Origin of the sequence: Campylobacter concisus (assembly GCF_002913865.1) — a bacterium.
GTDB classification, from domain to species: Bacteria; Campylobacterota; Campylobacteria; order Campylobacterales; family Campylobacteraceae; genus Campylobacter_A; species Campylobacter_A concisus_AM.
In genome coordinates this window covers 1-21,314 of record NZ_POYX01000049.1, presented here as the reverse complement: position 1 = coordinate 21,314, position 21,314 = coordinate 1, and the positions used below count along the sequence as shown (strand labels likewise).

The following is a 21,314-nucleotide window of genomic DNA, read 5'->3' as shown; positions in this document are numbered from 1 at the left end:
ATTTTAGGCTTCGAGCATATCAAGACGATGGAACTTATTGAGCTCGATAAATTTTTTGTTAAGCTAGCGAGTAAAGATGACGAAACATCTTTTACAATGATAAATCCTTTCGCGTTAAGAAGTTATGAATTTGACATCCCAAGCTACTATGAAGAGCTTATGGACATTAAAGAGAGCTCACAACTTAGAATTTACAACATCATCGTAGTTGCGCTTCCACTTGAGAAATCAACCGTGAATTTCGTAGCTCCTATCGTTTGCAATATGGACAATATGACTTTATCTCAAGTAGTGCTTGACGTTACAAAATATCCACAATACGGACAAGCTGAAATGATAGAAAATTTCATACAAAAGTAAGAAACAAGGACGTTTAGAGCTCTTAGCTCTAATTACATTAGGGAGATTGTAATTTGAAAATTCTTTTTTTTATTCTTTTATCTTTTATCTATGTTTTTGGTGATGCTGGTGAATTTAATATGCCAACTACTGTTAGGGCGTGTACTCATGCTGAAGAAGATAGCTGTGCTGGAAACACTTGTAGAATTGATTATGATGGGATTAAACACTGTGTTTCTAGTGGAAGTACTGATGTAATTTTTACTAATAATCCAACTGCATCTGAAAGCATACCAGCATATTTAGTTGGTAGTAGGGATGATAATAATGATAAGAATAAACCTACGTTAAGAAAACATTTTAGAAGAGTTATTGGTGATGTTGATATTATTGGAGCAAGTGTCATCATACCAAAAGTTGATGGTTATGACTTTGTACCTCATAAAAATGTAGGCGGTTCAGATAAATTATCACAAACATCTCAAGTAATAGAAAAAAAATATGTTAATGAAGAACCTAGTATCGATAGAGATTTGTTTAAAAACTCATCTCGAGCCACCTTTACTTTTGATGGTAAAAGCAACTATGAAAAAAATAGCACAGTTGGTGAAAATATTAAGTATGCTAGACTCTACTGGGGTGGGGCAGTATATAACGAGTGGAATATTAACCATGGCATGCTAGATGTTATATATAAAAATATGTTTGGATACTCAAAGGTTAAATTTAAAACACCTGATGGAAATATAAACACTGTGACTGCAAAACCTGAAGATATAAAGTGGGAAGGCTCTTTTACTCCTTACTTTGAGACTACTGTGCCAAAAGATACTTTCTATTTGTATTGTTATGATCCAAATCATCCAGAAAATAGAGGTGGTTGCAGCACTCCAGCTAAACCTAATCAATTTACCAAGCCACTTTATACAGATCGTCTTGGTAACGCTAAGCACTCAACAGTTGGCTTTAGAAGCGGTGCCTCATACTTTATCTATCAAGCAAGTGCAGATGTGACTAACTTAGTAAAAGCTAGCTTTGGTAAGGATGATGCAAGTAGGACATTTGCTGTAGGTGGTATCGTTTCAACAGTCTTTAAAAACTATAAAAAAGAATATAGCATTAAAATAAGTAATGAAAAAAGAGATCTAAATACATCATATGGTTCAGTTTTGTATGCTGATGGTGAGTGGCAAAAATCTTACATACCTTCTCAGTTTGGCGGCTGGAGCTTAGCTATCGTCTATGACCTTGAAGAAGCAGGTGAAAGAAATGGTGTAGAGCCAAAAGCTGTAAATATCTATGATGGTATGGCAAATATCTATCCTGGCGGAGTTGGAGTTAGTACGGCAGAATTGAAATTTGATGGTTTTTATACACCACCGAGTGGAGATAAAAAATCTACTTTGGCTCTTTTTAGTTTTGGAGGTAGAAAAGAAGTAAGCGGTGATGATATAGCAGTAAAGCATGGTGGTGTTTTTGAAAGTGTCTGGTCTCCGTTAAATTTACAAAATCCAAAAGGTAATCAGTTTAACTCTTCTATTGCTAGGTTTAATAAACCTGTGAATGATAGAAAAATTTATAATGGACAGATGGATCTTGATTTGTTTGACATTTCTGACAAAATGAAACCTAGGCAAACAGAAGTAGAAGTGCAGTTTCAAGTTACTGGCGAGCGTGATCAGGACAATAACTTTCATGGTGATAGACAAAACATAGGTATGGTTGCATTTTCTACCTTGCTCTATAATCCTAAAGTGTGCTATACAGAAAAGCTTGAGGTCAGTAGAGATAAAGGTGCTAGCTGGATACCTGTAAAGTTAAAAGGCAGTTCTGGTGAAGCAACTATCGTAAAAAAAGGCTCCTTGGTAAGGACTACTGTAACAGTTGAAAATGGAGGTAGCGAGGATGCTTATGGCTCTATCTTAAGAGTAAATTTAAAACCTGAATTTATGAGCTACAAGGACACTTCTACTAATTTAAGAACTAGTAAAGTGATAATATCTGATACGAACCAAAATTCAGAAAACTGGACCACGCTTACTAGCGATACTAATGAAAATCTAAACAGAATTGATAGTCAAACTTTAGAATATAAAATAGGCAAAAATGCAAGTCATGCAGTAGGTGGAGAGCTAACGCATGGTCGTCAAAACTATGCAAGAGTTCAGTTTATAGGCGTGATAGAAAAAGAGTACAAAAAAACAAGATACGAGGCTAAATTTCAAAATAGTGATGCAGGCTTGAAGTTTGATGATAGGATAAGCGAATGTACTCCAACATCGCCTAATCTAAAGATCGTAGAGGAAGAAGAAAATGACTTCTATCCACGAAGCAAAAAAGATGATAATTCAAATGGAGATTATAAAAACAGGCTTTTTACAAAGATAGCAAAAAAACCTTTTAGTATATACATCACAAACTATAGTGAGATAGATGGAAAGGCAAAAGCGCCTGATTCGCCTACTGATGTAGATCTTAAACTTGTAGAGAACTGCGGTAGTGAAAATTCTGTATTAGGGCATCCTGTAACACTTCATTTTGCAAGTAAAGACACTGAAGAAGTAAAAGTAACCGTTCCAAGACCTTATAGAAAACTTCATGTCAAGCTAAAGTACCATAGCAAACCAAAAAATCAAGATGTAGTAGCGTGTGAAGCTTTTGATGCATTTGCTGTAAGGCCAGCTATGTTTCGGTTATATGATAAGTCAGGCAGTGGCGGTGTATATAATGGTAGTAACGTACTTGTGGGAGGAAAGGACTATAAGGATATAACTTTGGCCGCTTATAATATGGACAAGACAACTCTTGCAAATGGATATACAAATACCTTAATCGCAGGTAGCTCTGTAACAGGTGTAAATCGTTATACAGAAAACAATGTATCAATCTTGCCTGTGGATAAGGCAGGATGCATAATCACTGAAGATACAAAAAAGAAACTAAGTGAAGACAATAAACTAAAGATAGCCTTTGACAATCCAGCAAAAGCAGTAGGTGTTATAACTAACTTAAAAACAAATAAAGAGGGATTTTCTTTCTCTGATATCGGAAATGCTAAATTTTATGTGGTGGATAAAAGCTATACAAGTATAGATAAAAAAACTCCACCACAAGATAGCGACTGCGTGCTTGATAAGAGTGACAATAATGAAAATACCGAAGGCAAGGTTGGTTGCGATATAGAATTTGGTGAGAAAAAATTTGGTTTTGAGCCAAATGATCTTGAAGTAAGCGAGTTTAAAATTTTGCCAAGAGGCATTAGCTACATCGCAAATGAAAACAGTGCGAGCTTTACTCCTATCTTGAGTTTTAAAGTAAAAGCTCGACTTTTTGATGATAATCCTGCACTTTTATATAAAGACGGTTGTTACTCAAACAATACACGCTTTAAGATAAAAGTAGGAGAAATGATAAATGGCTATACTGATAACAATGGTACCTTACTAAAAAACGACACAGATGGACTAGCTAAGCTAAATAGTGAAATTTTGTTTTTTGGCAATCTTGATGCTAGTAAAGTCGAAAAAGTAAATCCATCTTCTTTACACGAAGGCCTCTTTGAAGTCAAAAAAGAAGCGTTTAAAGGTGGCTATGCTGATGTAAATTTAAAATTTAATTTCAAACGCGAAAAAAATGTAGCAAAAAATCCTTTTGAGGTAACAAGTGATACTTTCACGTTTGAAAGTTTAGTCGATGCAAATAAAACAAAAAATAATGGCAATTACAAAAAGCCAACTACAAAAACATCTGCAAAATTTTACTACGCTAGGACATACGCACCTTACTATGAGGGGCCAAACACTGGCTTTAAGGCAAAAATTTACTACGGAGTGTATTGTAATGGCTGCGACAAGAGTAAATTTATGTTGCAAAAGCCAGGATCAAGCGCTCGCTGGGAGGAGTTTGCTGGTACGCACTCATGGTATGTAAATCCTCTGCACGATGCTAGTTATGGCAATGTCGATAGTTACAGCTTTTCAAATCACACTACGCGAGATACAGCAAAAGAGACAGCACTTAGTGACGGCATCAGCTACATTTATGTAAAAAATGACCGAGCAGTTACGGATATAGCCAAGATGCATACGAAAAACTGGCTCATATATAATGAATTTGACAAAGATGCAGCGACAAATGATTTTACGCTGAAATTTCTCGTGCCAAATGGCGACTGGGCTGGCAAGACGCTAAAAAGTGGCTCTAGTAAAGGTGATGTGGGAAATGTCATAGGCGGCGAAAACAACTTTAACGATCTAAGCGATAAGACAAATAGGAGAATTTCTTGGTAAAAAGAGGCTTTTCTCTTATAGAGCTTATCCTCTCGATAGTCGTTGTGGCGATCATCAGCACGTCGATACCGCTTGCGCTAAAGACCACATCTGAGCTAAATCAAAAGGCAGTTACGCAAGAGAGTTTGATGAATGCTAAGACGTATATGGGGCTTATCTTAAAAGCTCCTTTTAGCGACAAGGTCATCAAGGTCTCGACAAATATCGGCGGCAGTAGCGCTGAGACAGCCTACTTTTTTCCTATCATCTTAAAGCCAGGTGATCATAGAAACGAATTTTATAAGATAAATAAAATAACAGGCGACGGACATAGAGTTTTTGCCTATGAAAATTCACCAGATCTAGCACCTGATGCGGCAGTGAGGTCTGTGGATTACTATGGCAGAATATTGGATAAAAATTTAAACACAACAAATCAAAATAGAGACTATATAGTTGGCTCAGACTATAATGTAATTGTGAATGAGAGCAATGGCTGGTTTAAGCCAAAATTACCATTAAAAATAAAAAGCAGCGACGTAAAAGAGATAGTAGTAACTGCAACTTCATACAAAAATGACACAAAACAAGAGACGACATCGGTGCTAAGAGCTTACGCTTTTAACCTAGGCGAGGGCGGCTCGCTAAATACGAAAGTGTGGAAATGAAAAGAGCTTTTACTCTTCTTGAGCTTGTAGTCGTCATCGTCGTACTTGGTATCATCGCTATGATGAGCTTTAATGCGATAATGAACATCTACTCAAACTACTTTCAAACAAGGACAGTAAATGAGCTCGAGACGCAAACAGAGATCGCACTGGAGCAAATTTCAAAGAGGCTAGAGCACCGCATAAAGCCAAGCGTGATAGCTAGAAAACCTAGTGGAGAGTTTTTGGCACTAAATGATAGCGGGGTAAATTTAAATGCCGAGTATGAAATTTTAGAATTTATCCCCTATGCGTATGAAATTTTTAATGACGTTATATCTCTTGATGCTAATGACAATGTCATAGAGCAGGGCGGAAAAGCAGGCAGATATAGTGGTTACGTAGATCTTGCTAATAGCTCGCCAGCAACTGGTCTGATAAGTCCTGGAAGTAATTTCACCACCGAAGTCATTGAAACCATAAAAGATCTAACTTGCAAAGATGATGCGAGTGGGTGTGTGGATTTTGAAAATAAAGATGGCGGCGTTGTAGCGATATTTTCTGATGTTTATTACAATGTACAAAGCTCTTTTGGGTATAGCAATGGAACTATGCCTGTTGATCTAGACATAGCAAAAGTTGGCGTAAAAAGCACTGATGGCGATACTCTAGAAATTTCAGGTTTTGGTGGCAAGCAAATTTCAGAGCAGTATCATCTAGCCTACACAGCAAACGCCATAGTATCAGAGCAAAGTACTGATCCAAAAGATACTGCAAATGGCGTCTTTGATCTAAATTTATACTACGACTATCGTCCATGGATGGGAGAAAAATATAAACCAAATGGCGAAAAAGCAACCCTTGCCAAAAACGTTACGAGGTTTGTTTTTACTGAAAAAAATGGCGTCATCGTGCTAAAACTTTGCATGAGGGCAAAAAACTCAGAGGTAACCATCTGCAAGTCAAAGGCGGTCTATTGATGAGGAGAGGTTTTACACTCATTGCGGCGATATTTTTTGTGGCTATCGCAAGCTCTATTTGTATGCTGGCTCTTTCGATCGCTAGCACTTCAGTTAAGCAAAATAGTGAAATTTATCTAAGAGAGCAAAGTGAGCTAGTAGCTCGCGCAGCGACTGAGTACGCCATGCTAGCTATCATAAGCAATGACTTTAGCGTCACTTGTCTTGGAAATGAGAGCAAAGAAGCAAGTGATGACAAACCAATAAATGGCGAATTTGGCGAGCTTTTTACCTTTAAAGTATATGTAAAATACTTTGGCGATATGGGAGATGCTTGTAAAAACAAAGATGCTGTTATAGTAAAAGGAGCAAACCAAGGTACGATAATGCTCGATGTATTTGTCAGCTCAAAACCGGGGAAAGCCTCAAATCCTATAAATTTTCACAAACGAACTCTTCAAAAACTTTAAAATTTTATAAAGATTTTACTTTAATTTGCTTTTAGTTTCGTCGTGTTATAATCATCTTACTTTCTATAAAGGAGATTGCGATGAACATAAGCATTGTAGGAAAACAATTTGAACTAACAGAGCCCATCAAAAACTACATCCAAGACGCTTTTGATACCCTTGGCAAGTACAACCTTGACATCATCTCAGCAAGATGCGTAGTAGGAGCAGATGAAAAGCAAGGCAAAAAGGGCTTTAATGCAGAATTTTCTCTAAATATGGCACATAAAGATACGATAGTCGTCCGCCAAAAAGATAAAGATCTCTATGCGGCGATAGATCTTGCTATCGAAAAGGCTTCAAAAGTTTTAAGAAGGGAACATGATAAGAAATTTACTGTAAAAGGTAAGGCCGATGATAAAGAATTTCGCTCAAGAATAGGCGAAGAAAAGATCGAAGGTGTCGAGGAGATCGTGCCTATGGAGCTTGAAATTTACAAACCTCTTGAGGTAGAAGAGGCACTTGATAAACTAAAATCAAGCGATAAACAATTTTATGTATTTAACGATGTCGATGCCAAAATGCGCGTCATCTACAAAAGAACAGACGGAACTTTTGGTCTTTACTAAAACTAGGGGCGCTTTGCCCCTAAATTTATTATCCATTTTTAACTTGCTGTTTTTAAATTTCAAATTTTATTTTGTATTGTCTAGGTTTTTATATTGTGCGGCGGAAATTTCATGGACAAGCTATAAATTTAACTTGCAAATAATATAAAATGCGTAGCCAAATTTAAAGCCTTCGCGAAATATTTTGTGGTTTTAAAAGTGATGTATAAATTTAAGAATTTAGCGAGTGAAATTTATAAAAAAGCTTTCCAAAGCTTGATGAAATTTAAGATGTAAATTTAAAAACCAGACAACATCTAAACAAATTTGGCTAGCTTGGTGATTTTAAAATATTTATAAATTTAAGATATTGATGAGCAAATTTTATAAAAACTTAGAAATAGTAAAAAATAAGAGTTAAATTTAAAAGATTTTAGCCCAAAGAAGGGCTAAAATTTATGGATTATAGACCTTCAAAAGGGTTTGTAGCTACGTCTTTGCGATCAACTATGTAAGGTATGATAGCTGCGTGGCGAGCTCTCTTGATCGCTTTTTCTACCATCTCTTGGTATCTTTTTGATGTGCCAGTTAGGCGTCTTGGCATGATTTTAAATCTCTCTGACAAGCAATACTTCAAAAGTGAAGTGTCTTTGTAGTCTATAAAATCAATTTTTGCTTCTGTAAATTTGCAATATTTGCGTGAATATTTTCTTTTTTCTGCCATTTTTTATCCTTTAAAATTAAAACGGTATTTCTTCATTGTTGAAACTATCAGCATCAACGTCTATATCAGGAACTTCTGAATAACTCTCTTGCTTTCTTTGCGGCGCAGCTTGTGGTCTAGTCTCTTGCGGGCGGTTATATTGGTTATTTTGATATCCGCCTTGTTGTCCGTAGCCACCGCTGTTTTGGCTATTCATAGAGTATCCGCCTTGTTGCGTTTGGTTATTTGAGCCAAGCATTTCCATGCTTTCAACGGCGATAGAGTGTTTTGAGCGATTTTGTCCGTTATTGTCGGTCCATTGGTCAAATTTAAGTCTTCCTTCGATAAGCAGCTTCGATCCCTTGTTGAGATATTGGTTTGCTATCTCTGCACTCTTGCCAAAAAATGATATATCAATAAAGCAAGTCTCATCTCTTCTTTCCCCATTTGAGGTGATTTTGCGTGTCACAGCTATACTAGAATTTCCTATGGCAACGCCGCTAGTAGTATATCTAAGCTCTATATCTCTGGTTAAATTTCCAACTAATACTACTTTATTGAACATTTTTTATCCTTGATTATTCTTCTGTAAATGTTTGCTCGTCTACTTTTTCAACTCTTGGCTCGCGTGGTGCTCTTGGCTCGCGAGGTTCTTTTTTAATAGTTTGCTTGATACCTTTGCAAAGTCTTTCCCAAGCTGCGATTTCGCGTTTGTTTTCATATTTAACGCTTAAAAATCTTATGATATCTTCAGTGATCCTTACGTTTCTTGTAAGCTCTGCAAGAAGTGCTGGTGGAGCTTTGTAGTAGATAACAAAATATGTTCCACGCTCATATTTTTTGATGGCATAAGCTAGTTTTCTAGTGCCCATCTCAACGACAGTAGCGATCTCGCCGCCGTTTTTTGTTATGACTTCTTTTACGAAATCAACCTTAGCTTTAACTTCCTCTTCCGTCAATGTCGGCTTAAGAATAAATAAAAGCTCGTAATGTTTCATTTTTTCTCCTTATGGATATTTAGCTCACTTTGTGAGCAAGGATTTTGCATTAAGCAAGGGTGGATTTTAGCTTAAATTTACTTAATATTTGCTGTTGATATGAGGTGTTGGAGGTTTAAAATGGTTGATAATACGAAAATTTCTTTATCCATTTTCGTATTTGTTTTTAGCTCTAGCTCGGCTAAATTTAGCGTTTTAAATATCTCCAAATAGGCATTTAAACTTAGCTTTAAGCTATTTGCTTTTAGCAAATTTGCGACATTTACAGGTGGCTGATAGCCGATCGCTTCGTCTAAATTTAAGCGGCCATTTATCTTGATGTAAGAGTAAATTTTAAATAGCCTAAAAAATGCTTTGTAAAGTGAGTTTAGAAGTAAAATTTCATTAAAATTTGGATCTTCTAAGTAGGTAAAAAAGTCGTTTTTTATATCTTTTAGAGCCATAAATTTATTAAAAAAATCATCAAAATTTATCCCACCAAGTCCAAAAACCAGCCTTTTTACATCATCTTGTTCTACGTGGGTGTTTAGGCTCTTTAGTTTTGTAAGTTCGCTTGCTGCAAGGTATAAATTTTCATTATGCGTAAAATAAAGCTCATAAAGTGCGTTTTTGGTTATATTTAGGCCTATTTTGGCTGAGTTTTTGGCTAGTAAATTTATCGCCTCATCTGGAGTTGAGGGCTTGAAAAATCTCGCAAAATTTGTTCCAAAAGCCTTTTGCGTATCAAAAACTAGCTTCATATCGGCTTCATAAAGCTCAAATAAAAAGTAGTTATCCTGGCTTTTTGAGCAAAGCGAGATGAGCTCTTTTAGCTCTTTTACTGGGATCTTTTTGTCGCTTTTTATATAGAGGATATTTTTGCCGCCAAAGAGCGACTGCTCGCTTAGGTGAGAGCTTGCTTGCGCGTAGTTGTACTCGTCAAAATAAAGGCTTAATAAATTTGCATCTTCGCTTGCATAAAAGCTTAAAATTTCCTTGCCAAAAAGCTCGATCTGAAACTCGTCCGCCCCAAAAAGCAAAAAGTAGTTGTTTAAATTTGCATTTGCTAAATTTAGCTCCAAATCTTTTCTATACATCGATCTTTCTTATCACTTTTGCAAAAATTTTAGCACTCGCGATGTCGGCCTCTGTGATCTTTACGACAAGCTTTTGAAGTAAATTTGCGCTGTATCCAGTTATGAAAATCCTAGCGCCAACAAAATGATCATCAAGCTTGGCAACCAAAACATTTTGGTTTTCGCTAACGTAGCAACGCACCTCTTTGCCGATATTTGCGGCTGCCCAGCGTGCAAATTTCCTATCCATAAAGTCGTAGGCTACCTTGTCAGCCTCTCTTTCAAGCTCGCTTAAGGTTGCACATGTGCTTTGGATATTTAAAAGTAAGAAGTTGTAAAGCTTCTCATCTTTTGAAATTTTAGCCTTTAAAAGTCTGTGCAAAATAAGGTCAGAGTAGCGTCTAATAGGGCTTGTAAAGTGTGTATATCTATCAAATCCAAGCCCAAAGTGGCCTAAATTTTCACTTGAATATTCAGCCTTTTTTTGTGACTTGATGATGAGCTTGTCTATCTCTTCGCGGTTGCCTAGTTTATCGGCCTTTGCTTGGATCTTTCTTATCAAATTTGCAAGGTCACTCTCGTAGGTAAAGTCAAGTCCCAAAAGCTGCAAGTCCTCAAGCAAGGTATCTATCTTTTTAAAATCAGGCGAAGCGTGGTTTCTAAAAACGCCCTTTGTGATGAGCTTTGCGGCGGCCTTGTTTGCTAAAAGCATGCAGTCCTCGACTAGTCTATGTGAGTCAGAGTCGCTTTCAAACCTAGTTTGCGAAATTTGACCCTCATCATCAAGGCTCATTCTAAGCTCTTTCGTCCTAAAGTCAAATGCGTGCAAAAGCCTTTTTTTTCGAAGCTTCGTGGTGAGCTTAAAAAGTGGCTTGATCCATGAAATTTCACACTCTCTTTTGCCTTCTAAAATTTCATCGATCTCGTCGTAGTTAAAGCGCCTTTTTGAAAGGATGATCGCCTCAAAAAGCTCCTCTTTTTTTACCTCGTTGTTTGCATCAAGTGAAATTTTAAAACAAAATGCAAGGCGCGGCACATCTGGCTTTAGCGAGCAGATATTTTCACTAAGTGCGCGCGGCAACATCGGCACTGAGATGTGCGGAAAATAGATAGAAAAGCCTCTTTTTTTAGCCTCGCTATCAATGGCGCTATACGCGGTCACATACTCGCTCACATCAGCGATTGCTACGTAAATTTCGCGCTTTTTCTCATCAAAATATATGGCATCATCAAAGTCTTTGGCATCGACTGGATCGATCGTGCAAAACTCTAAATTTCTTAGATCGGCTCTGTTTGGATACATGCTAGCATCGACTTCATCGCCAAATGCCTTTGCTTCAAGCTCGCAAGCCTCGCTAAATTTATCGTTTTTATTATAAATAGCGAGCGAAATTTTCTCGTCGCTTAGCGGATCTTCTAAATTTCCTAAAACCTCGACTATTTCGTTGTTTAGGTTATTTATCTTTAGTAGCGTCCCAAGCGGGAGCATCTTTAGACTTTTTTGAGTTGCCTTTAGGGTTGTGCTTAGTCCAGTTTTTAAATTTACCCCTAAAATGGCCGCTCCAAAGCGTTTTGTATAGACCACGCTAGTCTCATTTGCAAGCTTTAGGCTCATCACTATCTTAGCGCTTTGGCGTTTTTTCTTAAGTGGCAAAAGCTTTGCTAGTACGATATCGCCGAGGTGAGAGTTGTTTAAATTTTTATTTTCGACGATGATATCTTGCTTGAAGCGCTTGTCAAATGGCATGATAAAGCCAGTCGCGTTTTGGCTGATGTCTAGCTTGCCGCAGACATAGCCGTTGTTTAGGTAAAATTTATCTTTATGTAAGCTTACGGCACCAAGGTTTAGGAGATTACGTAAGATCTCTTTATCTTCATTTGATATCTCTTTTTCTTTGATGCCAACTAGAAGTGATGTTAAAAATTCTTTCACAAATTATCTTTGACTTTGCTAACAGCCATTAAAAATGTATCTCTCTCAAAGCCATATTCATTTATAAGAAGTGTTGCGTTATTTACGCTTACATCGTCAAGCTGGTTAAAGATATTAACCGCTGTTTTTACTACCTTTAGAGCCCTTGCATACTCTTTTATATGATCAGGTGCCTCTTCAGGAGTGTTTGAGTAGAGGATAGAATTTCCAAGCTCGATCTCTAAATTCCACTGCTCAAAAATTTGAGCTGTAACCTCTTCGTTTGTGATGTCTAAAATTTCAGACTCTAAAAGTGCAAGGTCATAGGTAGATGAAATTTGTTTTAACTTTGTTTTAAACTCAGCAACTTGGTTGTTTTCTGTGAGCTCATGTGCTAAAACGATCTTGCCAACTTCAAGCATAAATGAAGCAGGAGAGAGAATTTCTAGATTTTTAGGTTTTATCTTTGAGTACCAGTGATACATCAAAGCATTTTGCATGATTGAGATATTTAAAAAATCTTGTGCGGTAATGTCATACGGCTCTAAATTTATAGAAAAGGTCTTTTTAATGGCACTTGATAGCGCAAAACCGCGGATAGTAGCCATACCAAAAAGTGAAATGGCTCTTGCGATAGTTGTGATCTCTTGAGAAAAACCGTAAAGTGGTGAGTTTGCTGAACGCAAGATATTTGCTGTTAGCATAGGGTCTTTCTCGACCACTTTTGTGAGGTCATTTATCGAGCTATTTTCGTCAGCATGTAGGCGCTGGATCTGTATGACAGTGTCGTCTAGTGGCGGAAGCGCTTTGATTTTTTTAAAAATTGATTCATTCATGTAAAGTGACTCTTTTGGTTAAAAATTTTGCCACATTATAGCAAAAAGCTACAGCATAAAACTTAAAGATACTTTTTTGCTCTTTTTCAGCAACGTTTTTGTTGCTAAAATGTATAATTTCGCCAAATTTTAACAATAGGAGAAACAATGGCTATAAATGTTTATTATGATAAAGACTGCGATTTAAGCCTTATTCAAAGTAAAAAAGTAGCGATCATTGGCTTTGGCTCACAAGGTCACGCACACGCTGAAAATTTAAGAGATAACGGTGTAAGTGTTGTTATAGGTCTTGCAAAAGGCGGCAAAAGCTGGATAAAGGCTGAGGCAAAGGGCTTTGAGGTAAAAACTGTTAGCGAAGCTACAAAAAGCGCTGATGTAGTTATGATCCTAACACCAGATGAGCTTCAAGCTGAAATTTATAAAAATGAGATCGAGCCAAATTTAAAAGATCATGCTGCTATCGCGTTTGGACATGGTTTTAACGTTCATTTTGGACAGATCAAAGCTCCAGCAAACATAGACGTCATTATGATCGCTCCAAAAGCTCCAGGACACACAGTTAGAAGCGAATTTGTAAGAGGTGGCGGCATACCTGATCTTATCGCTGTTGAGCAAAACGCAAGTGGAAAGGCTAAAGAGATCGCTCTAAGCTATGCTTGCGGCATAGGTGGCGGTAGAACTGGCATCATTGAGACAACATTTAAAGATGAAACTGAAACAGATTTATTTGGTGAGCAAGCTGTGCTTTGCGGTGGTCTTTGCGCACTTGTAAATGCTGGCTTTGATACACTTGTAGAGGCTGGATATGAGCCTGAGATGGCGTATTTTGAGTGCTTACACGAGCTAAAACTAATCGTTGATCTAATGTATCAAGGTGGCATGGCTGATATGCGCTACTCTATCTCAAACACAGCTGAATACGGCGACTACGTAAGCGGCGTAAGAGTAGTTGGCGAAGAGAGCAGAAAAGCCATGAAAGAAGTTTTAAAAGAAATTCAAAATGGCAAATTTGCAAAAGACTTCATCCTAGAGAGAAAAGCAGGATATGTTAGAATGAATGCTGAGCGCGGTATAGCTGAGAGAAGCTTGCTAAATAAAACTGGTAAAAAACTTCGCGCAATGATGCCTTGGATAACTAACGGCAAACTTATAGATCAAAGCAAAAACTAAGCCTTGAGCGAAAAAAAGACTACAAAGAAGCGTCCTGTAAAAAAGAGTGCAGGTCGCTATCATAATAAAATTTTCCTTGGTATCGGTGTTATCGCTGCTATTTTGATAATAGCACTCATCGCAGCTCTTAGCATCAAAAACAAAGATGTTGAGCAGATAAGTAAAGTAAATGAGCCAAAGAGCGAGAAGCAAATTTCAAAAAAAACAGAGCAAAAAGTTGCTAGCAAAGATAAAAAACAAGAGTATGAGAAGAGAAAATACCCTCTAAAATTTGATGAAGATGAAAATTTAAGTAAAATTTTTACCGATCCTAAACACAAAAGCGAACTTGCTCTAAAGCCAAAAACTGAGCCAAAAGAGCAAAAAAAGATAACTCCTGAGATAAAACCTGAAGTAAAAGTAGAAGCTAAAAAAGAAGAGCCAAAAAAAGAGCAAAACGATACTAAAAATTTGCTTGCAAATTTATATAAAAATATGCAAAGTAGCGTAGATACAAGCTCTGAAGCAAAGAGTGAAGAAAAGCCAGAATTAAAGGTCGAGCAAATAATCGAGCCATTTTACGCAGGCAAAAATGAAGTAAAAGCAGATACAAAAACAGAGCAAAATAAAAGCGCTGAAGCAAATTTAAGCATAAAAGAAAATTTAAAGCATAGTGAAATTTTAAAACCAGAACCTGCTAAAAAAAGCGAGGTCGAGCCTAATCAAAAAGCCAAAAAGCAAATTTACAGCGAAAAACCGCAAAAAGAGGGCGCGAAAAAAGATGACTTTGCGGTTGTGCCATTTACTCCAAATAGCAGCGTAAAAGGGCGTGCTAAGCTAGTGCTAATAATCGATGATGTGGCGACATTTGAGCATGCTAGCATGGTAAAGTCAATCGGTCTAAAGATAACGCCGTCCATTTTTCCAGCGACAAAAACTCACCCAGATACACCTTCGATCGCTAGGTCGTTTGAGTTTTATATGATACATCTGCCGATGCAAGCAAAGCACTTTGATAGCCCAGAGATAGGCACTCTCACGATAAACGAGAGTTTTGAGAGCATGCTTGAGAAGATAAAAAAGATACGCAAGGACTTCCCGCGTGCAAAATATACAAACAATCACACAGGATCACGATTTACGAGTGATTATGACGCGATGGACAAGGCTTATAGAGCGCTGATAGAGCAGGGTTTTATCTTCGTTGATAGCAAAACTATCGCTCAAACTGTGGTGGCAAGGGCTGCTAAAAAGTATAATCAGCCTTACATTTCAAGAGATATATTTTTAGATGATGATCCATCGGCTAGTGCTGTCAGACGTGAGCTTGTGGCTGCTGTAAATTTAGCCAAAAAAAGAGGCTACGCGATCGCCATCGGACATCCAAAGAAAAATACGATCGCAGTGATAAAAGCTAGCAAAAACAATATCTTAAAAGATGTAGAAGTTGTTTATCTAAAAGATATTTTATGAAGCTTGAAATCATCACAGAGGCGCTAAATAGGCTAAAAAATCCCCCAAAAGAGCTAAATTTTATAGGCGATACTTCGCTTCTTAGCATGCCAAAAGTAGCAGTCGTTGGCTCAAGAAAGGCAAGTGTCTATACAAAAGAGTGTGTCACGGCACTTTGCGCAGCGCTAAAAAGTGCAAATGTCTGCGTCGTAAGCGGTGGGGCTATCGGTGTGGATATCACAGCTCATAAAGCCGCCATGCCACGAACTATCGGTGTCTTTGCTAGCGGCCTTGACATCATCTACCCAGCTCAAAACAAAGCAGCGATAAAAGAAATTTACGCCAAAGGTCTGGCCTTGAGTGAGTATGACGAGGGCGAGCCGCCGATCGCATATAGATTTTTAGAGCGAAACCGCATAGTTGTGGGGCTCTCGCAGGCTCTAGTCGTCGCGCAAGCCGATCTAAGAAGCGGCTCTATGCAAAGCGCAAGGTTGGCAAATGAGCTTAAAATCCCTGTTTTTGTCCTGCCGCAACGCATAAATGAGAGTAGCGGCACAAATGCCTTGTTAGCTAGCAAAAAGGCTGAGCTTATCAATGATTACGTTAAATTTGCCTCGCTTTTTGGTGAGGTAAAAGTGCAAAAAACGGACGATGATATCGTGAAATTTTGTAAAAACGGCGTGAGCCTTGATGAGGCATTGTCTAAATTTGGCGAGATCATTTATGAGTACGAGCTTGATGGGCTAGTTGAAATTTCAAATTTAAGAGTAAAAAGTGTGCTATGAGAGAGAAATTTATGGCGATCGATGTTGGGCTAAAGCGCATAGGACTTGCTTTTGGCTTTGGCGAGGTCGTGACGCCGCTTGAGCCGGTGCTTAGGAAAAATCGCAACCAAGCCGCAAGAGATGTGAGTAAAAAGGTGAACGAACACGCTCCAAATACGCTAGTGGTGGGCGTTCCGATCGGTGGTAGCAGCGAAGATGAGATGAGAAGGCGTATCGAGCATTTTGTCTCACTTTTGGAGGTGGAAGCTGCGATCGTCTATCAAGACGAGGCCTTTAGCAGCAGCGAGGCAAGTGAAATTTACACAAACACAAAGCGAGATGGCAGGCTTGATAGCGTCTCAGCCGCCATTATCTTAAAGAGATACCTAAAAATTTTATAGATTCCTAGCCACTATCCCCAAAGTCTCGTGCAAACTATCGCTAGTAAATGGCTGTCTAAGCGTAGTCATCTTCTCGCTTTTGATGCTTTTGGCTTCATCTTTGCTGATGATGACGATGTAGAAATTCTTAAGCTTTTGATAAGTTAGCATCTCATCAAACCTTGCTTTATCGCTTAGATACTCCTTTTGCACGAAGATGATGTCTGGCTTAAAAATGGCATCTTTTATGTGTAAATTTAAACTCTCAAAGCTCTTTTGTTTGCTGAGCTTCAGCCCAGTAAAGCTTAACTCATGGCTGAGCGTTAAAAATAAATTTTCATCATCGCACGCAATGATCGCATTTTTGCCTAAGAGGCTTGCTATCTCGACGCTTTGCCTTTTAAATGTCCCGCTTTTTGGCAGTGGCACACTTATGCTTATATTAAAGCCGTCCTCAGTTTCGCTCATCTTGGCATTTAGCTCTTTTAGTAGCTCGCCAGCTTCTTTAACTAGCCTCTCATTTGGCTTTTGCGGGCATGAAGTGCATCTTATATGTATGTCAAAATGCACCAAACTTAGGCTATAGCTTACTAGGGTAAAGGATATGAGTAGTTTTGAGTTGCTTACGTCATTTAAGTAAAATTTGCTTAAATTTTTGATCGCGCCTATTAGCTTATGCGCTTCAAAGCTTAGATAGCGTGGGTAGTTTGGGTTGTAGTTAAAGACGATGGCGTTGTTTCTAACTGTTGCGTCCTTAAAAAGTGCTTCTAAAAAAAGCTCCATTTGCGCGACAAAATCGACATTTTTCATATCACAAGCATCCCATCGCCATAAGAGTAAAATCTATACTTTTCGCTAACTGCCGTTTCGTAAATCCTCATCGTCTCCTCAAGCCCTATGAAGCTAGTAACTAGCATGATTAGAGTTGATTTTGGCAGATGAAAATTTGTTAAAAGGTAGTTTTGCCTGATCGGTCTATTATTTAAATTTAAAAATAGCTTGCAAAAGCCACTTGGCTGCTTGCTTCTAGCAAATTCTTCAACGCATCTAGTAACCGTCGTGCCAACGCCAAGGATGGGCTTATTTGAGTTTATGATCTCTTGAGCTTTTTCGCTTAGCTCATAAAACTCAGAGTGCATTTTGTGGTCATTTATGTTTTGGCACTCCACGCCCTTAAATGTCCCAGCGCCCACGTGAAGCGTGATATAAGCGACCTCGTGCTTTGCCTTTATCTGCTCTAGCATCTGCTCGCTAAAGTGCAAACTAGCTGTCGGAGCTGCGACTGCACCACTATTTTTGGCAAAAATGCTTTGATACCAGCTCTCATCGTCCTTTGTATCAGCCCTTTTGATATATGGCGGAAGCGGGACGTGACCGATCTTTTCAAGCTCGCTAAAAAGTCGTGCCGTATCTAAAATAACGCCATCTTTGGTGAAATTTACCACCCTTGAGCCATCATCATTTAGCTCAAGCACATTTACCTTTATGCTATCAGCGAAATTTAAAACGCTACCGACACTTACTCTGCCCCTTATATAGACGCTAAATTTATTATCATTAAGCGGTTGATTTAGCATCACTTCGCAAGCTCCGCCACTTTGTTTGTGTCCTAAAATGCGGGCCTTAACTACCTTTGTATTGTTAAAAATGACCGCGGCGTCATCTGGGATGAGGCTGGCTAGATCTTTAAATTTATAGTGTTTTATCTCTTTGGTTTTTTTTAGATAAACAAGCAGTCTAGCCTCTTCTTTGGGCAAAACTGGCTCTTTTGCGATGAGCTCGTTAGGCAAAAAGTAGTCGTAGCTTGAGATATCGTTTATGTCACTCATCGTCGCTATCGGCGTCAATTTGCTCTTTGACGTCCTCTTTTTTCTCATCTTCGTCTTCATCGCTTTTGCCAGCTTTTTTGGCTACGATGATAGAAATTCCATAAAGTCCGATGAGTGGCAGTGCCATTAAAATTTGACTTATAACATCTGGAGGTGTGACGATGGCTGCAAAGATAAAGATGACGACTACTGCGTATCTGAAATAATCTTTTAGCATCTTGTCATCGACAAGGCCTATCTTTGCTAAGAAAAATGTAATGACTGGCAGCTCAAATGAAATTCCAAAACCGATTAGTAGCTTTGTAAAAAAGCCCACGTACTCGCCGATGCTTGGCAGTGCTGTAAAGAGCTGACCGCCAAAATTTACCAAAAATGTAAAGCCAAGCGGGATGACCACATAGTAGCAAAACGCCGCCCCGCACGCAAACATAAATGAAGCAGAGAGGACAAATGGGATCACATATTTTTTTTCATTATCATAAAGTCCAGGTGCGACAAATAGCCAAAACTGCCAAAAAATGATAGGCAAAGCAAGCACCAAGCCAGCAAAAAATGCGACCTTCATCGCAGTAAAAAATGGCTCTTGAATTTGAGTAAAGATGATGTTTGAGCCAGCTGGCAAGACCTGCTTTAACGGCTCGCTCATCCATGCAAGCAGTGGATTCCAAAATGTAAAACAGATGCCAAAACAGACAAAAACGCTTACTATGCTTATAAAAAGCCTCTTTCTAAGTTCGATTAAATGGGGTCTTAACTCTTCAAACATCACGCCTCTTTTTTATCGTTTAAGATCGCATCTTTAACTAAATTTGTTGGATTTTTTATATTTTCTACCGTTTTTTTGGTGTCGCTTACGACGTTTTGTATGCTCTCAGTGACGTCGCTTGCGCTTTTTTTGATCTCGTCAAGCTCTTCAAATGTGAGCTTTTTACGCACGCTTTGCGCACTTTGAGTTATGCTCTCTTTGTATTTTTGAGCGTCTTCTTTGAGCTCGGCTATCTTCATCTCTTGATCAAAAGTTGATTTTGCGTCGTTTATACCTTTTTTAAACATCTTTAGAAATTTAGCGATCTGCACCATAGCGCTTGGCAGCTTGTCAGGGCCCAAAACTAGCACAGCGATCACGGCGATGACCAAGATCTCAGAAAAACTCATTCCAAACATTTTTGCCTCTGTTAAATTTTATTTAAGCTTTGTATTTTATCTTGACTTTGCTCAAATTTTTATAAATTTAGCCCTCGATAAAGAGTGCGATCTCGTCGCTTAATAAGAAATTTGGGTTGTAAAATTTGCCCTCTTTAAAGAGCAGTTTTTCATTTTCTACAAGTAAATTTGCCCTTTTTTTCTGAGCTTCATTTAAGCGCCCAGCTTCCACGCCCACGATGCTTCTAAGCCCTAAAAATATATGCTCTCTTGCTAGCTCGCTTTGGCTTAAAATTTCTCTTTCTCTATGCGTTGGCTGCGTGATATAGGCATCTATGCTATTTTTTGCGTAGTATCTGGTGGCGTCCTTAAAGCCCACGCTAAAAGCCCCAACGCCAAGGTAGTTTTTGCCTTGCCAGTAGCCAAGATTGTGCTTGCAAATTTCTCCGAAATTTGAAATTTCATACTGCTTAAAGCCAGCCCTTTGGATCTGCTCTATCATAAATTTAGCCAAAGTGTCGCTATCTTTTTTATAGCTTTTTTTGCCAGCAAATGGGGTGTTTTCTTCAAGTGTGAGCGAGTAGGCGCTTAGATGCGTGATAGCAAGGCTTTTTAAATTTTCAGCCTCAGCCAAAAGGCGCTTTTTGGTATCAAATTTAGTGTCGTAGATGAGGTCTAAATTTATGCTCTTAAAGCCAGCTGTATGGGCATTTTCAACTGCTTTAAAAATTTGCTCCTTGCTGTGGATGCGCCCTAGAAATTTAAGCTTATCTTCAAAAAAGCTTTGAGCGCCAAAGCTTATGCGGTTTGCGCCTAAATTTTTTACATGCTTTAACCAGGCTAAATTTGCAGAATTTGGATTTGCTTCAAATGTGATCTCAGTTTTAGGCATGCAAAGTGGAGCTAAAATGCTAAAAATTTCATCATAAAGCTTAGCATTTACCGCGCTTGGCGTGCCGCCACCAAAAAATATAGTTGAAATTTCTTTTACATTTTGGCTTTTTAGCTGAAAATTTAGATCAAGGCAAAGCGCCTTAAAATAGTCGCTAACTTTCTTAAATTCATCATCGCTTGAGCCAAAGGCGCAGTAAGGACACTTGCTCTCGCAAAATGGCACGTGGATATAAACTTGCAAATTTCTCTCTTATTTAAATTTTGGCGATTATAAGAAATTTGGTATTTAGCGCAGTTTAAAAGTAGCTTTTTTGCCTTATTAGCTCGCTTGGTAAAAAGCCAAAAGTGCCTTTAAAAATTTTTGCAAAATGTGCTGCATTTGTGTAGCCAACGATGCTGGCAGCCTCTTTTATGCTGATATCATTTTGCTTTAAAAGAGTATATGCCAGCTTTAGCCGCTCTTTTGCTAAAAGCTGATAGATCGTCTCTTTAAAAAAGAGTTTAAAATTTTTCTTAAGCCAAAAATCATTAGTGCCGCAAAGATGGGCTAGCTCTTTGATGCTTGGGGGATTTTGCATGCGAGTAAGTAAGATTTTCTTAGCCTTTAAAAGCACTTTTTCTTCGTCGCTACTAAAGCAAATTTTCTCATCTTTTAAAGCTTTGCTCTTGTAGATAAGCTCTAAAATTTTTGACTCTATAAAGATTTCTCTCATCATGCCATCATATAAATTTGTTGTCTCAAGCTCGTTTAAAACGCAAATTTGATCCTTATCTTTTTTGTATTTTATAAGATCAAATTTCTCTTCAAGCCTAAGCTCACTAAAAATTTCAAGCTTATTTGCGTAGTGCTCTTCAAAAAGCAAGGTTTTAGTTTTATAAAATTTATTTTGATATTCAAAAACGCCTTTTAAGCTATCATTTACCAGTCC

22 protein-coding genes are annotated in these 21,314 nt (G+C 38.1%); 10 read left to right on the top strand and 12 right to left on the bottom strand.

Annotated elements, in window-relative coordinates:
• The 6 genes from fliW to hpf all read left to right on the top strand — a co-directional run.
• Positions 1-360: flagellar assembly protein FliW (gene fliW / locus CYP77_RS02870; protein ID WP_103599685.1), on the top strand; the 360-nt coding region annotated here is incomplete at its 5' end.
• Positions 361-413: 53 nt separating this feature from the next.
• Positions 414-4,628, top strand: coding sequence for a hypothetical protein (locus CYP77_RS02865; RefSeq protein WP_103568002.1), 4,215 nt, complete (start codon positions 414-416; stop codon positions 4,626-4,628).
• Entirely contained in the window at positions 4,622-5,275 is a 654-nt protein-coding gene (locus tag CYP77_RS02860; RefSeq protein WP_103568001.1) for a type II secretion system protein, read from the top strand. The genes CYP77_RS02865 and CYP77_RS02860 overlap by 7 nt, the downstream gene beginning before the upstream one ends.
• Positions 5,272-6,234: a prepilin-type N-terminal cleavage/methylation domain-containing protein gene (locus tag CYP77_RS02855; protein WP_103568000.1), complete on the top strand. Its 963-nt coding sequence runs from the start codon at positions 5,272-5,274 to the stop codon at positions 6,232-6,234. The genes CYP77_RS02860 and CYP77_RS02855 overlap by 4 nt, the downstream gene beginning before the upstream one ends.
• The gene (locus tag CYP77_RS02850) at positions 6,231-6,683 is read left to right on the top strand and encodes a type II secretion system protein (RefSeq protein WP_181001475.1); all 453 of its coding nucleotides are present in this window, start codon (positions 6,231-6,233) and stop codon (positions 6,681-6,683) included. The genes CYP77_RS02855 and CYP77_RS02850 overlap by 4 nt, the downstream gene beginning before the upstream one ends.
• Positions 6,684-6,763: 80 nt before the next feature.
• A complete protein-coding gene (gene hpf / locus CYP77_RS02845) occupies positions 6,764-7,291 on the top strand; it encodes a ribosome hibernation-promoting factor, HPF/YfiA family (protein WP_004317788.1) in 528 nt (175 codons plus the stop codon).
• Positions 7,292-7,733: 442 nt separating this feature from the next.
• On the opposite strand, the gene rpsR is transcribed toward hpf, so the two are convergent.
• From rpsR to CYP77_RS02815, 6 genes are all read right to left on the bottom strand, one after another.
• Complete coding sequence (gene rpsR / locus CYP77_RS02840) at positions 7,734-7,994, bottom strand: 30S ribosomal protein S18 (RefSeq protein WP_021089765.1); 261 nt, start codon at positions 7,992-7,994, stop codon at positions 7,734-7,736.
• 16 nt (positions 7,995-8,010) lie between these two features.
• The gene (locus CYP77_RS02835; protein ID WP_087582545.1) at positions 8,011-8,538 is read right to left on the bottom strand and encodes a single-stranded DNA-binding protein; all 528 of its coding nucleotides are present in this window, start codon (positions 8,536-8,538) and stop codon (positions 8,011-8,013) included.
• A gap of 13 nt (positions 8,539-8,551) precedes the next feature.
• A complete protein-coding gene (gene rpsF / locus CYP77_RS02830; RefSeq protein ID WP_072594569.1) occupies positions 8,552-8,971 on the bottom strand; it encodes a 30S ribosomal protein S6 in 420 nt (139 codons plus the stop codon).
• Positions 8,972-9,048: 77 nt separating this feature from the next.
• Entirely contained in the window at positions 9,049-10,047 is a 999-nt protein-coding gene (holA, locus tag CYP77_RS02825; protein WP_103567762.1) for a DNA polymerase III subunit delta, read from the bottom strand.
• Positions 10,040-11,959: an RNB domain-containing ribonuclease gene (locus CYP77_RS02820; protein ID WP_103567761.1), complete on the bottom strand. Its 1,920-nt coding sequence runs from the start codon at positions 11,957-11,959 to the stop codon at positions 10,040-10,042. Before CYP77_RS02820 ends, holA begins: the two co-directional genes overlap by 8 nt.
• On the bottom strand, positions 11,956-12,774 hold the full coding sequence (locus CYP77_RS02815; protein ID WP_103567760.1) for an HDOD domain-containing protein: 819 nt from the start codon (positions 12,772-12,774) through the stop codon (positions 11,956-11,958). The genes CYP77_RS02820 and CYP77_RS02815 overlap by 4 nt, the downstream gene beginning before the upstream one ends.
• 147 nt (positions 12,775-12,921) lie before the next feature.
• Between CYP77_RS02815 and ilvC the strand changes: the two genes are divergently transcribed.
• Genes ilvC through ruvX form a run of 4 tightly spaced genes read left to right on the top strand, consistent with a single transcriptional unit; the run spans position 12,922 to position 16,540 of the window.
• Positions 12,922-13,944, top strand: a complete 1,023-nt coding sequence (gene ilvC / locus CYP77_RS02810; protein WP_103567759.1) for a ketol-acid reductoisomerase — start codon at positions 12,922-12,924, stop codon at positions 13,942-13,944.
• 3 nt (positions 13,945-13,947) lie between these two features.
• The gene (locus CYP77_RS02805) at positions 13,948-15,396 is read left to right on the top strand and encodes a divergent polysaccharide deacetylase family protein (RefSeq protein WP_103567758.1); all 1,449 of its coding nucleotides are present in this window, start codon (positions 13,948-13,950) and stop codon (positions 15,394-15,396) included.
• Positions 15,393-16,160, top strand: a complete 768-nt coding sequence (locus CYP77_RS02800; protein ID WP_103567757.1) for a DNA-processing protein DprA — start codon at positions 15,393-15,395, stop codon at positions 16,158-16,160. Before CYP77_RS02805 ends, CYP77_RS02800 begins: the two co-directional genes overlap by 4 nt.
• Positions 16,157-16,540 carry a Holliday junction resolvase RuvX gene (gene ruvX / locus CYP77_RS02795; protein ID WP_103567756.1) on the top strand — a complete coding sequence of 128 codons (384 nt, stop codon included), beginning with the start codon at positions 16,157-16,159 and terminating at the stop codon, positions 16,538-16,540. The genes CYP77_RS02800 and ruvX overlap by 4 nt, the downstream gene beginning before the upstream one ends.
• Here ruvX and CYP77_RS02790 read toward each other — a convergent pair.
• The 6 genes from CYP77_RS02790 to CYP77_RS02760 form a co-directional block, all read right to left on the bottom strand.
• Positions 16,535-17,329, bottom strand: coding sequence for a hypothetical protein (locus tag CYP77_RS02790; RefSeq protein ID WP_103567755.1), 795 nt, complete (start codon positions 17,327-17,329; stop codon positions 16,535-16,537). The genes ruvX and CYP77_RS02790 overlap by 6 nt on opposite strands.
• The gene (queA, locus tag CYP77_RS02785) at positions 17,326-18,348 is read right to left on the bottom strand and encodes a tRNA preQ1(34) S-adenosylmethionine ribosyltransferase-isomerase QueA (RefSeq protein WP_181001465.1); all 1,023 of its coding nucleotides are present in this window, start codon (positions 18,346-18,348) and stop codon (positions 17,326-17,328) included. Before queA ends, CYP77_RS02790 begins: the two co-directional genes overlap by 4 nt.
• Entirely contained in the window at positions 18,341-19,114 is a 774-nt protein-coding gene (gene tatC / locus CYP77_RS02780) for a twin-arginine translocase subunit TatC (protein ID WP_103567754.1), read from the bottom strand. The genes queA and tatC overlap by 8 nt, the downstream gene beginning before the upstream one ends.
• Positions 19,114-19,512 (bottom strand): Sec-independent protein translocase protein TatB, encoded by a 399-nt coding sequence (tatB, locus tag CYP77_RS02775; RefSeq protein WP_035142300.1) that lies wholly within the window; start codon positions 19,510-19,512, stop codon positions 19,114-19,116. The genes tatC and tatB overlap by 1 nt, the downstream gene beginning before the upstream one ends.
• Before the next feature lie 67 nt (positions 19,513-19,579).
• Positions 19,580-20,626 (bottom strand): radical SAM family heme chaperone HemW, encoded by a 1,047-nt coding sequence (hemW, locus tag CYP77_RS02765; RefSeq protein ID WP_103567753.1) that lies wholly within the window; start codon positions 20,624-20,626, stop codon positions 19,580-19,582.
• A 55-nt stretch (positions 20,627-20,681) separates the two neighbouring features.
• Positions 20,682-21,314: helix-turn-helix domain-containing protein (locus tag CYP77_RS02760; RefSeq protein ID WP_103567752.1), on the bottom strand; the 633-nt coding region annotated here is incomplete at its 5' end.